General features: G+C 73.5%; 16 protein-coding genes. 12 read left to right on the top strand and 4 right to left on the bottom strand.

The genetic code is table 11. The features are described from left to right. The first annotated feature begins 15 nt into the window (after positions 1 to 15). Genes V6U89_RS13565 through rraA form a run of 6 tightly spaced genes read left to right on the top strand, consistent with a single transcriptional unit; the run spans position 16 to position 5,345 of the window. A complete protein-coding gene (locus tag V6U89_RS13565) occupies positions 16 to 1,029 on the top strand; it encodes a Bug family tripartite tricarboxylate transporter substrate binding protein (protein WP_334571325.1) in 1,014 nt (337 codons plus the stop codon). Positions 1,030 to 1,034: 5 nt separating this feature from the next. Continuing rightward, positions 1,035 to 1,760 carry a tripartite tricarboxylate transporter TctB family protein gene (locus tag V6U89_RS13560; protein WP_334571324.1) on the top strand — a complete coding sequence of 242 codons (726 nt, stop codon included), beginning with the start codon at positions 1,035 to 1,037 and terminating at the stop codon, positions 1,758 to 1,760. Beyond that, complete coding sequence (locus tag V6U89_RS13555; RefSeq protein ID WP_334571323.1) at positions 1,760 to 3,265, top strand: tripartite tricarboxylate transporter permease; 1,506 nt, start codon at positions 1,760 to 1,762, stop codon at positions 3,263 to 3,265. Before V6U89_RS13560 ends, V6U89_RS13555 begins: the two co-directional genes overlap by 1 nt. After that, a complete protein-coding gene (locus V6U89_RS13550; protein ID WP_334571322.1) occupies positions 3,262 to 3,648 on the top strand; it encodes a universal stress protein in 387 nt (128 codons plus the stop codon). The genes V6U89_RS13555 and V6U89_RS13550 overlap by 4 nt, the downstream gene beginning before the upstream one ends. Further along, the gene (locus tag V6U89_RS13545; RefSeq protein WP_334571321.1) at positions 3,649 to 4,869 is read left to right on the top strand and encodes an MFS transporter; all 1,221 of its coding nucleotides are present in this window, start codon (positions 3,649 to 3,651) and stop codon (positions 4,867 to 4,869) included. Then, entirely contained in the window at positions 4,863 to 5,345 is a 483-nt protein-coding gene (gene rraA, locus V6U89_RS13540) for a ribonuclease E activity regulator RraA (protein WP_334571320.1), read from the top strand. The genes V6U89_RS13545 and rraA overlap by 7 nt, the downstream gene beginning before the upstream one ends. 9 nt (positions 5,346 to 5,354) lie before the next feature. Here the strand turns inward: rraA and V6U89_RS13535 are convergent, their stop codons facing one another. After that, positions 5,355 to 6,164, bottom strand: a complete 810-nt coding sequence (locus V6U89_RS13535; protein WP_334571319.1) for a hypothetical protein — start codon at positions 6,162 to 6,164, stop codon at positions 5,355 to 5,357. Positions 6,165 to 6,238: 74 nt separating this feature from the next. Between V6U89_RS13535 and V6U89_RS13530 the strand changes: the two genes are divergently transcribed. Next, positions 6,239 to 7,183, top strand: a complete 945-nt coding sequence (locus V6U89_RS13530; RefSeq protein WP_334571318.1) for a Ppx/GppA phosphatase family protein — start codon at positions 6,239 to 6,241, stop codon at positions 7,181 to 7,183. Between the two features lie 76 nt (positions 7,184 to 7,259). Beyond that, complete coding sequence (locus V6U89_RS13525) at positions 7,260 to 8,066, top strand: sugar phosphate isomerase/epimerase family protein (protein ID WP_334571317.1); 807 nt, start codon at positions 7,260 to 7,262, stop codon at positions 8,064 to 8,066. A 102-nt stretch (positions 8,067 to 8,168) separates the two neighbouring features. Here V6U89_RS13525 and V6U89_RS13520 read toward each other — a convergent pair whose 3' ends face one another. Genes V6U89_RS13520 through V6U89_RS13510 form a run of 3 tightly spaced genes read right to left on the bottom strand, consistent with a single transcriptional unit; the run spans position 8,169 to position 10,213 of the window. After that, on the bottom strand, positions 8,169 to 8,747 hold the full coding sequence (locus V6U89_RS13520) for a CGNR zinc finger domain-containing protein (protein ID WP_334571316.1): 579 nt from the start codon (positions 8,745 to 8,747) through the stop codon (positions 8,169 to 8,171). 19 nt (positions 8,748 to 8,766) lie between these two features. Then, positions 8,767 to 9,933, bottom strand: a complete 1,167-nt coding sequence (locus V6U89_RS13515) for a glutathionylspermidine synthase family protein (RefSeq protein WP_334571315.1) — start codon at positions 9,931 to 9,933, stop codon at positions 8,767 to 8,769. Between the two features lies 1 nt (position 9,934). Beyond that, positions 9,935 to 10,213 (bottom strand): hypothetical protein, encoded by a 279-nt coding sequence (locus V6U89_RS13510; RefSeq protein WP_334571314.1) that lies wholly within the window; start codon positions 10,211 to 10,213, stop codon positions 9,935 to 9,937. Between the two features lie 141 nt (positions 10,214 to 10,354). Here V6U89_RS13510 and V6U89_RS13505 point away from each other — a divergent pair, with 141 nt between their 5' ends. The 4 genes from V6U89_RS13505 (at position 10,355) to V6U89_RS13490 (ending at position 13,030) form a co-directional block, all read left to right on the top strand. Next, positions 10,355 to 11,275 (top strand): proline dehydrogenase family protein, encoded by a 921-nt coding sequence (locus tag V6U89_RS13505; RefSeq protein WP_334571313.1) that lies wholly within the window; start codon positions 10,355 to 10,357, stop codon positions 11,273 to 11,275. Positions 11,276 to 11,344: 69 nt separating this feature from the next. Next, positions 11,345 to 12,136, top strand: a complete 792-nt coding sequence (locus V6U89_RS13500) for an alpha/beta fold hydrolase (protein ID WP_334571312.1) — start codon at positions 11,345 to 11,347, stop codon at positions 12,134 to 12,136. Beyond that, positions 12,129 to 12,695 (top strand): TetR/AcrR family transcriptional regulator, encoded by a 567-nt coding sequence (locus V6U89_RS13495; protein ID WP_334571311.1) that lies wholly within the window; start codon positions 12,129 to 12,131, stop codon positions 12,693 to 12,695. Before V6U89_RS13500 ends, V6U89_RS13495 begins: the two co-directional genes overlap by 8 nt. Continuing rightward, complete coding sequence (locus tag V6U89_RS13490) at positions 12,695 to 13,030, top strand: YrdB family protein (RefSeq protein WP_334571309.1); 336 nt, start codon at positions 12,695 to 12,697, stop codon at positions 13,028 to 13,030. Before V6U89_RS13495 ends, V6U89_RS13490 begins: the two co-directional genes overlap by 1 nt. Positions 13,031 to 13,216 lie beyond the last annotated feature (186 nt).

Below are 13,216 nucleotides of genomic sequence, written 5' to 3'. Positions count from 1 at the left end.
AAATGGAAGAGAAACATGATGGCAACTCGGAGAAAACTGCTGGTCGTGGGCGTCGCCGCCGCCACGGCGCTGGCGCTGGGCGCGTGCGGCGCCACCGCCGACAAGAACGAGGGCTCGTCCGGCGGCGGTGACGGCAAGCCGGCCACCGGGCTGCGGCTGATGGTGCCGAACACCCCCGGCGGCGGGTACGACACCACGGCCCGTACCGCGGCCAAGGTGATGGAGGACGCCAAGATCGCCACCGGGGTGCAGGTCTTCAACCTGCCCGGCGCGGGCGGCACGGTCGGCCTCCAGCGCACCGTCAACGAGAAGGGCAACGGCAAGCTCGCCATGCAGATGGGGCTGGGCGTGGTCGGTGCCTCCTACACCTCCAAGTCCAAGGCGACGCTGACCCAGACCACCCCGCTGGCCAAGCTGATCGAGGAGGCCGGCGCCATCGTGGTGCCGAAGGACTCCCCGTACAAGACGATCCAGGATCTCGTCACCGCCTGGAAGGCCAACCCGAAGGGCATCGCCGTCGGCGGGGGCTCCTCGCCCGGCGGTCCGGACCACCTGCTGCCGATGCAGCTCGCCAAGACCGTCGGCATCGACCCACGCCAGGTCAACTTCGTCTCGTACGACGGCGGCGGCGAACTGCTGCCGGCGGTGCTCGGCGGCAAGGTGGCCTTCGGCGCCAGCGGCTTCGGCGAGTTCCTCGACCAGGTCGAGGCCGGCCAGCTCCGGGTCCTCGCGGTGACCAGCGAGGCGCCGATCGACGCCCTCAAGGACGTGCCGACGCTCAAGTCCGCCGGCATCGACCTGGTCTTCACCAACTGGCGGGGCATCGTCGCGCCGCCCGGCATCAGCGACGCCGACAAGAAGGTCTGGATCGACGCGCTGACGAAGATGCACGAGTCCGACCAGTGGAAGGCCGAGCTGGCCAAGCGGGGCTGGACCGACGCCTTCGTCACCGGCGACCAGTTCGCCACCTTCCTCACCGAGCAGGACAAGTCCGTGGCCGACCTGCTCAAGCAGCTCGGGCTGGCATGACCGGCATGGCGACCGCACCGGACCGGGGCGGCGACCCGCCGCCCCGGCCGGCGGCGCGCGAGGGGACCGTCCCCGCCGTACCGCCGATCCCGGCGCAGCCGACCGCAGGGGCCGCCGATCCGGCGACCCCCGCGGCGGTCCCGCCGGCCGCGGAGCGTACGCCGGGCCTGCCGGCGGTGACGCGGCCCGCCGCGGCCGACGACGCGCCCGCAGCCGCGAACCCGGCCGACGGTGCGGCCCGGACCGGGAAGCCGGACCGGGCGCAGTACGCCGTCTGCGCGTTCCTGGCGCTGGTCGGCGGGCTGGTGATCGTCGACGCGGCGCGCACCGGGCACGCGATCAGCACCGCCGACCCGATCGGCCCGAAGCCCGTGCCGATCCTGCTCGGTGTGCTGCTGCTGATCGTGGCCGCGATCTACGCGGTGGACGTGGCGCGCGGCGGCAGCGGTGAGCCGGAGGCCGGCGAGGACGTCGACCTGACCACCCCGATCGACTGGCGGACGGTGCTGCTGCTGATCGGCGCGTTCCTGGTCAACGCGGTGCTCATCGACCGGCTCGGCTGGGTGATCAGCGGCACGCTGCTCTTCTGGGGCTCGGCCTTCGCGCTGGGCAACCGGCACCACGTGCGCAACCTGCTGATCGCCGTCGCGCTGTCGTTGATCACCTTCTACACGTTCGCCATCGGGCTCGGCGTGAACCTGCCCGCGGGCGTGCTGCAAGGGATCCTGTGATGGACAACCTCGGAAACCTGCTCGACGGGTTCGCCAACGTGGTGACCCCGATGAACCTGCTGATCGCGCTGCTCGGGGTGACCATCGGCACCGCCGTGGGCGTGCTGCCCGGCATCGGCCCGGCGATGACGGTGGCGCTGCTGCTGCCGGTCACCTACGGGATGGAGCCCACCCAGGCGTTCATCATGTTCGCCGGCATCTTCTACGGCGGCATGTACGGCGGCTCGACCACCTCGATCCTGCTGAACACCCCCGGCGAGTCGTCGTCGGTGGTCACCGCGATCGAGGGCAACAAGATGGCGAAGGCGGGACGCGCGGCGCAGGCGCTGGCCACCGCCGCGATCGGCTCGTTCGTCGCCGGCACCATCGCCACCCTGCTGCTGGTGGTGGTGACCCCACCGGTGGTGCAGTTCGCGATCAGCCTCGGCGCGCCGGACTACTTCGCGCTGATGCTGCTGTCGTTCGTGGCGGTCACCGCGGTGCTCGGGGCGTCCCGGGTCCGCGGCTTCGCCTCGCTGCTGATCGGCCTGGTCATCGGCACCATCGGGATCGACGCGGTGAGCGGCCAGCAGCGGCTCACCCTGGGCATTCCGCAACTCGCCGACGGCATCGACGTGGTCGTTGTGGCGGTCGGCATCTTCGCCGTCGGCGAGGCGCTCTGGATCGCCGCGCACCTGCGCCGCCGCGCCGCCGAGGTGATCCCGGTCGGCCGGCCCTGGATGGGGCGGCAGGACTGGAAGCGGTCCTGGAAGCCGTGGCTGCGCGGCACCGCGTACGGGTTCCCGTTCGGGGCGCTGCCGGCGGGCGGCGCGGAGATCCCGACGTTCCTGTCGTACGCCACCGAGAAGAAGCTGACGAAGTACCCGGAGGAGTTCGGCCGGGGCGCGATCGAGGGCGTCGCCGGCCCGGAGGCGGCCAACAACGCCTCCGCCGCCGGCACGCTGGTGCCGATGCTGGCCATCGGCCTGCCCACCAACGCCACCGCCGCGGTGATGCTGGCCGCCTTCCAGCAGTACGGCATCCAGCCGGGCCCGCTGCTCTTCGAGCGGGAGTCCGGTCTGGTCTGGACGCTGATCGCCAGCCTCTTCGTGGGCAACCTGCTGCTGCTGGTGCTGAACCTGCCGCTCGCGCCCGCCTGGGCGCGGCTGCTGCGGATTCCCCGCCCGTACCTCTACGCCGGGATCCTCTTCTTCGCCTCGATGGGCGCGTACGCGGTCAACGCCCAGCCGTTCGACCTGTTCCTGCTGCTCACCCTCGGCCTGCTCGGGTTCGGCATGCGGCGGTTCGGGCTGCCGATCCTGCCGCTGATCGTCGGGGTGATCCTCGGCCCGCGCGCCGAGCTCCAGGGCCGGCGGGCGTTGCAGCTCTCCGGCGGCGAGCTGCACGGCCTGCTCGGCGGCTGGGTCTCCTGGACGATCTACGCCGTGGTCCTGGTGGTGCTGCTCTGGCCGGTGCTCGGCCGCTTCGTCGTCCGAGGAGTTCGGGAAAGGCTGGTGACCCGATGACCGTGCTGGTGGGGTACGTCCCCTCGGCCCTGGGTGAGGCGGCCCTGCGGGCCGCCGTCGAGCAGGCCCGTTTCCGCGACGAGCCGGTGCTGGTGGTGAACACCTCGCGCGGCGACGCCTACGTCGACCCGCGCTTCGCCCAGGAGAGTGACCTGGCGCGGGTGGCCCGCGAGTTGACCGGGGTGCCGCACACCGTCCGGCAGCTGGTGCGGGGCCGGGACGCGGCCGAGGAGATCGCCGAGATCGCCGAGGCGGAGGAGATCTCGCTGGTGGTGATCGGCATCCGGCACCGCACCCCGGTGGGCAAGCTGATCATGGGGTCGACCGCGCAGGAGATCCTGCTCCGGGTGCCGTGCCCGGTGCTCGCCGTGAAGGCCGACTGAGTGGCGCCCGGGGGCTCCGGGGTCCCCGGGCGCGGCCAGACCGGCCTGCTGCTCACCCACACCGTCGTGGTGCAGGCGGCCACCTTCATGCTGCGCCCGGCGTCGGCGTACCGGGCCCTGGACCTGGACGTGCCGGCGGCCTGGCTCGGCGTGCTCGGGGCCAGCTTCGCCGTCGTGCCGCTGGTGCTGGCGGTTCCCTCCGGCCACGCGGTCGACCGGTTCGGCGAACGCCGCATCGTGCTGGCCGGGTCGGGCCTGCTCGCCGCCGCCGGCGCCTGCTTCGTGCTCTTCGCCGACTCGGTCGCCGGCCTGGTCGTGGCCAGCATGGTGCTCGGCACCGGCCACCTCTGCGCAGTGGTGGGCCAGCAGGCGTTGGTCGCCAACCGCACCGCGGCGGACCGGTACGACGCGGCCTTCGGCTACTACACCTTCGCCGCCTCGCTCGGCCAGGCGTTGGGACCCGGCCTGATCGTGGTCTTCGGCGGGGACCGCCCGATCCCGGACACCGGGGCGATCTTCCTCGGCGCCACCGCGCTCACCCTGCCACTGCTGGTCGCCGCCGCGTCTCTCCGCCCGTCGGCGCACCACCGGCAGGCGGCGGGCCCGGCCGCCGGCGGACTGGCCGGCCTGCTCCGCCAGCCCGGACTGGTGCGCGCCCTCGCGGTCAGCTGCGTCGTCCTGGCGGCGGTCGACATCACCCTGGTCTACCTGCCCGCCCTCGGTGCCGAGCGGGGCATCGCCGCCGGCTCCATCGGCGTACTGCTGGGGTTGCGGGCGGTCGCGTCGATGGCCTCGCGGCTGCTGCTGGGCCGGCTGGTCGCCGCCGTCGGCCGGCGCCGGCTGCTGATCGGCACCGTCGCCCTCTCCGCCGCCGGTGTCGGGCTGCTGCTGCCGCCCCTGCCGCTCGGGGCGATGGCGGTGGTGGTCACGGTCTCCGGGCTGGGTCTGGGCGCCGGGCAACCGCTGACCATGTCGTTCCTGGCCGAGTCCGCCCCGCCCGGGTTGCGGGGCCGGGCGATGTCCCTGCGCCTCACCGGCAACCGGCTCGGCCAGGTCGTCATCCCGAGCGCCGCCGGCGCGCTCGCCGCCGGTGCCGGGGCGGCGGGCGTGCTCGCCTGCACCGCCGCCGGCCTGGCCGGCGCGGCCGTCGCCGCGACCGGACTGCACCAGGGCCCACCTTCCGATCCGACACCCCGACCAGAGAGGGAAGAACCATGCTGACTCCGACTGCCGACCTCTACGACCGGTACGGCGACGTGCTCGGCTCGTGCGACACCCAGCTACGCCAGTTCGGCGCCGCCCGCGCCTTCGCCGGGCCGGCCGTCACGGTGCGCTGCTTCGAGGACAACGCCCTGCTCAAGTCGATCGTCGCCGAGCCGGGGGACGGCCGGGTGCTGGTGGTGGACGGCGGCGGGTCGGTGCACACCGCCCTGATGGGCGACCTGATCGCCGGCACCGCGGCGGCGAACGGCTGGGCGGGGGTGGTGATCAACGGCGCGGTCCGGGACGTCACCGCGCTGGCCGGCCTGCCGATCGGCATCAAGGCGCTCGGCGCCAACCCGCGCAAGAGCGCGAAGGTGGGAGCCGGCGAGCGGGACGTGCCGGTGTCGTTCGGCAACTGCGTCTTCACCCCGGGAGCCGACGTGCACAGCGACGACGACGGGGTGGTCGTCCTGCCGGCCGGCGCGCGGGAGTAGCTTCGGCGGTTAGCTCTCGCTGGCCGGGTGCGGGGCGACCTGGCCCTGGCGCAGTCGCGCCCCACACAGCTCGGCCAGCTTCGCGTAGGCGGGCGCGCCGATCAGCGCGGTCAGTTCCGGGCCGTACGAGACGTACATCGGCTCGGTGCCGACGTGCGCGTCGGTGGACGACGTGCACCACCAGTCCAGGTCGTGCCCGCCCGCACCCCAGCCCCGCCGGTCGAACTCGGTCAGCGTGGAGACCAGCACCTTGGTGTTGTCCGGTCGCTTGGTCCAGTCCTGCTCGCGGCGGATCGGCAACTGCCAGCAGACGTCCGGCTTGTATTCCAGCGGGTGCACCCCGTCGCGCAGCGCCTGGCCGTGCAGGGCGCAGCCGCCACCGCCGGGGAAGTCGGCGTCGTTGAGGAACACGCACGGCGCGTCCACGTCCCGGGTGGCGGTGCGCCGCGCCGGGTTCTTGCCGTCGATCGTGTCGTCCGCGGTCCAGTTCTTGACGCCCCGGCGGAAGTGCTGCCAGGTCTGCGGCGTGAGTCGCTTGACCGCCGCCCGGACCCGCTTCTCGTCGTCGCCGTCGGTGAAGAACGCGCCGTGCGAGCAGCAGCCGTCGCTGGCCCGGCCGGCGATGATGCCGTGGCAGCCCTTGCCGAAGACGCACGTCCAGCGGGACAACAGCCAGGTCAGGTCGGCGCGGACGAGGTGCCGCTCGTCGGCCGGGTCGATGAACTCGATCCACTCGCGGGGGAAGTCCAGCTCCACCTCGCGGCTGCGCGGGTCGCTCGGGTCGTCCACCAGTACGTGCAGTTCCACCTGGCTCGTCACCCGGACCAGCGTACGCGGGGTGACCGGGGCCGGCCGGCGAGCCGCGGAAACGTGTTGGCCCTAGGGTCGACAGCATGCGACTGGGTGTCCTCGACGTCGGTTCCAACACGGTGCACCTGCTGGTGGTCGACGCCCACCACGGGGCGCACCCCTGGCCGGCGCACTCGGAGAAGGTGGTGCTCCGGCTGGCCGAGCAGATCGGCCCGGACGGAGCGTTGACCGAGGAGGGCGCCGACGGGCTGGTCAAGGCGGTCGGCATGGCGCGTACCGCCGCCGCCGGGATGGCCGCCGACGACCTGCTCGCCTTCGCCACCTCCGCGGTGCGCGACGCCACCAACGCCGCCGAGGTGCTGGCCCGGGTCCGCGACGAGACCGGCGTACGGCTGGAGGTGCTCTCCGGCGCCGACGAGGCGCGGATGACCTTCCTGGCGGTGCGGCGGTGGTTCGGCTGGTCGGCGGGGCGGCTGCTGGTGATGGACATCGGCGGCGGCTCGCTGGAGCTGGCGGCCGGCATCGACGAGGACCCGGACGTCGCGGTCTCCCTGCCGCTGGGGGCCGGGCGGTTGAGCCGGGAGCGGCTGCGGGTGGACCCGACCGGGCAGGTGCCGCCGTCCGCCGAGGCCGTGGAGGAGCTGCGGGAGTACGTCGACGGGCTGCTCGACCCGGTGGTGGAGAAGCTCGCCGGGGTGGGCTGGGAGCGCCCTGTCGCCACCTCCAAAACCTTCCGGATGCTGGCCCGGCTGGCCGGCGCGGCGCCGTCCGCGGCCGGGCTCTGGGCCCGGCGCAGCCTCACCCGCACCGGGCTGCAGCAGGTGCTCGGCTTCATCCGGCACATCCCACCGGCCCAGCTCGCGGAGTTGGAGGGGGTCAGCACGGGGCGGGCGCACCAGCTGCTCGGCGGTGCGGTGGTGGCCGAGGCGGTGATGCGTCGCTTGGACGTCCCGGCGCTGGACATCTGCCCGTGGGCGTTGCGGGAGGGCGTCATCCTCCGCCGGCTGGATCAGCTGGAGCCGATGTGATCCGCGTCGGTCGTTCTGCGCCATTTGACGCCGCTCGTCCTGAGGCGTGGGGACGGGTCGGGCTACCCTGAGGGGTGTGACTTCCCGCGTCCCCGTGCTCCTGTCCAGTTCCTCGGTCTTCCCTGAGCGGACCGCGGCGGCGTTCCAGCTTGCCGCGGCGCTCGGCTACGACGGCGTCGAGGTGATGGTCTGGACCGACGCCGTGAGCCAGGACGCCGGCGCGCTGCGCGGCCTCTCCGAGCACTACGGCGTGCCGGTCCTGTCGGTGCACGCGCCGTGCCTGCTGGTGACCCAGCGGGTGTGGAGCCCCGACCCCTGGGAGCGGCTGCGCCGCTCGGCCGAGCTGGCCGCCACCCTGGGCGCGCCGGTCGTGGTGGTGCACCCGCCGTTCACCTGGCAGCGGGACTACGCCCGCAACTTCGCCGAGGGGCTCGACGCGATCGCCGGCGAGTTCCCGGACCTGCTCTTCCCGGTGGAGAACATGTACCCGGTCCGGATGGCCGGCCGCCAGTTCGTGCCGTACGTGCCCGGCTGGGACCCGACCGAGGCCGGGTACGCCTCGTACACCCTCGACCTGTCGCACTGTGCCGCCTCGCACACCGACTCGCTGGCGATGGCCGACCGGATGGGCGACCGGCTGGCGCACGTGCACCTCGGCGACGGCACCGGCGAGGGGCGCGACGAGCACCTGGTGCCCGGGCGCGGCAGCCAGCCCTGCGCCGAACTGCTGCGCTCACTGGCCGGCCGGGGCTTCACCGGCTCGGTGGCCGTCGAGGTCACCACCCGGGGCGCGAAGAGCCGCGCCGACCGCGAGGCGGACCTCCGCGAGGCCCTCGCCTTCGCCCGCGCCCACCTCACCGCCCCCTCCCCGGTCGACGCCTGACCGCTCCCGGCCCCGGCGCCTCCCCGTTGATCAGGAAGTTGTCGCCCTCCGCCTCGGCGTGCCGGGGCGACAACTTCCTGATCGACCGGGCGATCAGGTGGGTCAGGGGACGGGGGTGAGGGAGTCGGCCTGGGTGGGGACGGGGAGCTGCTGCTCGCCGACGGCGGCGCGCTTGCGGGCGCGGTGGGCGGCCACGTGGGAGCGGGTGGCGCAGCGCTCCGAGCAGAACCGGCGGCAGCAGTTGGACGAGGTGTCCAGGTAGACGTTGCCGCAGCGCTCGTCCGCGCAGACCCCGAACCGGGCGCTGCCGTACTCGCAGAGCCAGACCGACAGGCCCCAGACCGCGCCGGCCAGGTATTCCGCGCTGACCGACGCGCCCCGGCTGGTCACGTGCATGTGCCAGTCGCTGGAGTCGTGCCCGGAGATCCGCGGCTGCACGGGGAACGCCTCCAGCAGGGCGTTCAGCTCGGCCACCGCCTGGACGTCCCGCCCGGAGGTGCCGAACTCGAACACGTCGCGCAGGCGCTTCTGCGCCCGCCGGAAGATCACCAGGTCCCGTTCGGCGACCTCGTCGCGCATCCACGCGTTGTCGTCCGGGAAGAGGGCCCGCAGGTCGTCGAGGTCGTCCAGGCGGGCGTTGACGAGGTCAACGCCGGTCCGGGCGTACGCGTCGAAGTTCACGACCCCAACGGTAGACGACTCACGGGGCGCGCGGCGCGTCGATGTAGTGCGGCAGGAACCGCGCGTAACCGTCAGTGATGAGACTCTCGCTCTCCCGCAGGCCGACGCCGGCCGACTCGCCGTCGACGATCCAGCTCCCCAGCACCGTACGGTTGCCGGCGAAGTCCGGCAGCGCCCGGAACTCCTGGTAGCAGAAGCCCTCGTCGCCGTAGTCGCCCGGATTGGTGATCTCGGTGTCGCCGGTGACGATCCGCACCGCGGCGCCCTCCCGGCCGAGCAGCGGCTTCGCCACGTACTCCGCCATCCCGCGCGGCGAGTCCAGGTACGCCGGCAGCAGGTACTCGTGCCCCGGGTACAGCTCCCAGAGCACGGCGAGCAGCGCCTTGTTGGACAGCAGCAGCTTCCAGGCCGGCTCGATCCAGGTGGTCGGGGTGCCCGGCTCCAGCGCCGCCGGCCCGTACGGCTCGGCCAGCATCCACTCCCAGGGGTAGAGCTTGAAGCAGGTGGTCACCGGGTGGTCGTCGGCGTCGACGAAGCGCCGGCCGTCCCAGCCGACGTGCTGGATCGGCAGCAGCGTCACGTCCAGCCCGGCCTGGCGGGCGGTCTCGGCCAGGTACCCGGCGGTGATCTGGTCCTCGCCCGACTCCTCCTCGTTCGACCAGGTCACGTGCACCCGCCGGTCGTGCAGGCCGGCACCGATCTTGGCCCAGGCGCCCACCAGCCGCTCGTGCAGGCTGTTCCACTGGTCGGCGTCCGGGTGCGTCTGCTCCAGCCAGTACCACTGGATGATGCTCGCCTCCACCAGGGCGGTGGGGGTGTCGGCGTTGTACTCCAGCAGCTTCGGCGGCCAACTGCCGTCATAGGCGAGATCGAAGCGGCCGTAGAGGGTCGGCGGACCCTCGCGCAGCGACCGGGCGACCGCCTCGGCGGCCCAGGCCGGGATGCCGAACTCGGCGTACCGGCCGCGGGCGACGACGTGCTCGGCCGCGGCCACCGACATCCGGTGCAGCTCCTCGGTGGCTTCCTCGAGCCGCAGCACCTCGGTCAGGTCGAAGGCGTACGCCGCCGTCTCGTCCCAGTACGACATGGTCCCGCCGTCGGGCAGCTCGGTGTCGACGTACACCAGGCCCTGCTCGCGGATGGTGGCGTCCCAGTCCGGGCGGGGGGTGGCCGCCTCGCGCCGCACCTCAGCCCCCGCAGGAGGCGAGGTGGGTGCCGAAACCGCCGCGCTCGGGCAGGGCCGCGGCCACCGGCCGGGGCTCGGCGCCGGCGCTGCCGGTGGTGACCGTCGGTACCCGCATCGCCAGCGCGACCGTGTCCCCGCCGCCGGCCGGACCGAGGGCGCAGTCGTCGTCATCGTCGTCGTCGGAGGTCATGTTGCAGCCGGAGAGGGCGAGCGCCAGGGCGGTGAGCGCGCCCAGCTGCACGGAGGCCGACCGGAGCCGGCGGCGGGGGTGTCCATCCACGGCATCGTTGTAGCTGATCGACGCCACTTCCGTCGTCCCCCGGACGGTGCTCGTGATGCCATTGGGACGGCTGTCACGGGCCGTCGCGGCGGCTCGGCCGCCCCGCGACGGAGCCCGGTGCACGGGCGTTACGCTCGGCTCATGCTCCGTTCCGTCATCCTTGCCGCCTCCCGGTCATCCCAGGTCGAGCGGCTCATCGCGACGGCCCCGTTCACCCGGGACGTCGTCCGCCGGTTCGTCGCCGGCGCCGGCACCGACGACGCGTTGCGCGCGACCCGCGAACTCGTCGCCGACGGCCTCGCGGTCACCATCGACAACCTCGGCGAGGACACCGTCACTCCCGAGCAGGCCAACGCCACCCGCGACGAGTACCTCAAGCTGCTGAAGCTGCTCTCCGCCGCCGGGCTCACCCCGCCCGCCGAGGTCAGCGTGAAGCTCTCCGCTCTCGGCCAGAAGTTCGACGAGCAGCTCTCCTACGACAACGCGCGGGCCATCTGCCTGGCTGCCGACGAGGCGGGCACCACGGTCACCCTCGACATGGAGGACCACACCACCACCGACTCGACGCTGAGCGTCCTGGCCAACCTGCGCAAGGACTTCCCGGCCACCGGCGCGGTGCTCCAGGCGTACCTGCGGCGGACCGAGTCGGACTGCCGCGAGCTGGCCGGCGCTGGGTCCCGGGTACGGCTCTGCAAGGGCGCGTACAAGGAGCCGGAGTCGGTGGCGTACCAGTCGGCCCGCGAGGTGGACAAGTCGTACGTCCGCTGCCTGAACGTGCTCATGTCCGGGGACGGCTACCCGATGCTGGCCACCCACGACCCGCGCCTGATCGCCATCGGCGAGGACCGGGCCCGCTGGTTCGACCGCGGCCCGGACCGCTTCGAGTTCCAGATGCTGTACGGCATCCGGCCGGAGGAGCAGGCCCGGCTGGTCGGCGAGGGCTACACCGTGCGGACCTACCTGCCCTACGGCGAGGACTGGTACGGCTACCTGATGCGCCGGCTCGCCGAGCGCCCCGCGAACCTGATGTTCTTCGGCCGGGCCCTGGTCTCCAAGAAGTGACTCAGCCGTTGAGGTGACTCGGGCGTTCGACCGTTGACACACCTGGCTAATGCTCTTAGCTTTATGGCTATGAGCATTAGCCGGGTGGAGCGGGACGGCGGCACCATCGCGTACGAGGTGCACGGCGAGGGGCCGCTGGTGGTCCTCGCGCACGGCATGGGGGAGAACCGACGATCCTTCCGCCACCTGATCCCGCTGCTGGTCGCGGCCGGCTACCGGGTGGCCTCGGTGGACGTCCGGGGGCACGGCGACTCCAGCGCCCACTGGCCGTCGTACGCCCCGGCCGAGGTCGGCTCGGACCTGCTGGCCGTGGTGCGTACCCTCGGCGGCCCGGCCACCCTGGTCGGCAGCTCGTCCAGCGCGGCGGCCGTCGTCTTCGCCGCCGGGGACGCGCCCGACCTGGTCAACGGCATCGTGCAGATCGGCGCGTTCGTGGCCCAGCCCCGGCCCAACCCGGCGATGCGGCTGGCCCAGGCGGCGGTGCTGCGCAGTCCCCGGCTGTTCGGCATGTTCCACCGGACGCTCTTCCCCGGTGACCGGCCCGCCGACGACGCCGCGTACCGCAGGGAGCTGGTCGCCGGCCTGCGCGGCCGGATGGCGGCGGTCCGCGGCGTGGTCGCGCCGGTCGCCCCGCACTGGACGGCCCGGGCGGCCGACGTGCGGCAGCCGGTGCTGGTGCTGATGGGCGCGAAGGACCCCGACTTCGCCGACCCGGGCGGCGAGGCGCGCGCCGCCCGCCGCCTCTTCGACACCGCAGAGGCCCGCATGATCGCCGACTCCGGCCACTACCCGCACGCCGACCAGCCGGCGGCCACCGCTGCCCAGCTCGTCGAGTTCCTGGCGGTGACCACGCGTGCCTAGGGCCGGGCTCACCCCGTCGACGGTGGTCCGCGAGGCGGCCCGCCTCGCCGACGAGGTCGGTTACGAGCGGCTGACCCTGGCCGCGCTCGCCGGCCGGCTCGGCGTCGCGCTGCCCAGCCTCTACAAGCACGTCAAGGGTGCCGACGCGTTGAGCCAGAAGCTGGCCGCGCTGGCCGTCGACGAACTCGCCGACGCGATGACCTCGGCCGCCGCCGGGCGCGCCGGGGCGGACGCGCTGCGGGCGGTCGCCACCGCCTGGCGCGACTACGCCCGCCGGCACCCCGGCCGCTACCCGGCGGCGCAGCGGGTGCCCGACCCGACCGACCCCGAGCACGTCGCCGCCGGCCGGCGGGCCCTCGACACCGTCTACGCGATCCTGCACGGGTACGGCCTGACCGGTGACGCCGCCGTCGACGCCGCACGCCTGTTCCGCAGCGCCGTGCACGGCTTCGTCACCCTGGAGGCGGCCGGTGGCTTCGGCCTGCCCCGAGGCATCGACCGGTCCTTCGACCAGTTGGTGGCCGCGTTGGACACCGCGTACCGGGACTGGGAGTCCTGATGAGGGCCGTACTGCTGACGATCGCCTTCCTGGTGGAGATGGCGATGCTCGTCGCCGCCGGCTGGTGGGGCTTCACCCTCGACGCGGGCCTGGCCGTCCGGCTGGTCGCCGGGCTCGGCGCACCGCTGTTGATCGCGCTGGTCTGGGGCGTCTTCTGCTCGCCCCGGGCCCGGGTCCGGGGCGCCCCGGCAGCCAAGTACGCCGTCCAGGCGGCCTGCTTCCTCGCCGCCGGCGTGCTGCTCGCCCTCGCCGGGCATCCGTTGCTCGCGGTGGGTCTGGTCGCCCTCTGGGCCGTGGACCGGGCGCTGCTCAGCCACAGCGGCCACCCGGCCTGACCGGGCCCAGTCACCCGCTCGCGCCGCCGGGTAGCTCGTGGTCGCGCCTCCTGTGGTGGCTGCTGGTCGGTCCGATCTCGGCGCCTGCCGGTGGTTCATGGTCCGGCCTTCCGGTGGTGTCTGCTGGCGGGTTGGATCCCGGCGCTGTGGGTGACCCGCTGACGGCGACCGCTGGTGAGGGCTCCG

The sequence above is a fragment of the Micromonospora sp. CPCC 206171 genome, assembly GCF_036906755.1.
In the GTDB taxonomy this organism is placed as follows: domain Bacteria; phylum Actinomycetota; class Actinomycetes; order Mycobacteriales; family Micromonosporaceae; genus Micromonospora; species Micromonospora purpureochromogenes.
This window is presented reverse-complemented; position numbering and strand designations above follow the sequence as displayed.

What these genes read in the sequence shown, in the direction of transcription:
- V6U89_RS13565 (WP_334571325.1), top strand. Translation starts at nt 16, where the DNA reads ATGATGGCAACTCGGAGAAAACTGCTGGTCGTGGGCGTCGCCGCCGCC.
- V6U89_RS13560 (WP_334571324.1), top strand. Translation starts at nt 1,035, where the DNA reads ATGGCGACCGCACCGGACCGGGGCGGCGACCCGCCGCCCCGGCCGGCG.
- V6U89_RS13555 (WP_334571323.1), top strand. Translation starts at nt 1,760, where the DNA reads ATGGACAACCTCGGAAACCTGCTCGACGGGTTCGCCAACGTGGTGACC.
- V6U89_RS13550 (WP_334571322.1), top strand. Translation starts at nt 3,262, where the DNA reads ATGACCGTGCTGGTGGGGTACGTCCCCTCGGCCCTGGGTGAGGCGGCC.
- rraA (WP_334571320.1), top strand. Translation starts at nt 4,863, where the DNA reads ATGCTGACTCCGACTGCCGACCTCTACGACCGGTACGGCGACGTGCTC.
- V6U89_RS13530 (WP_334571318.1), top strand. Translation starts at nt 6,239, where the DNA reads ATGCGACTGGGTGTCCTCGACGTCGGTTCCAACACGGTGCACCTGCTG.
- V6U89_RS13505 (WP_334571313.1), top strand. Translation starts at nt 10,355, where the DNA reads ATGCTCCGTTCCGTCATCCTTGCCGCCTCCCGGTCATCCCAGGTCGAG.
- V6U89_RS13500 (WP_334571312.1), top strand. Translation starts at nt 11,345, where the DNA reads ATGAGCATTAGCCGGGTGGAGCGGGACGGCGGCACCATCGCGTACGAG.
- V6U89_RS13490 (WP_334571309.1), top strand. Translation starts at nt 12,695, where the DNA reads ATGAGGGCCGTACTGCTGACGATCGCCTTCCTGGTGGAGATGGCGATG.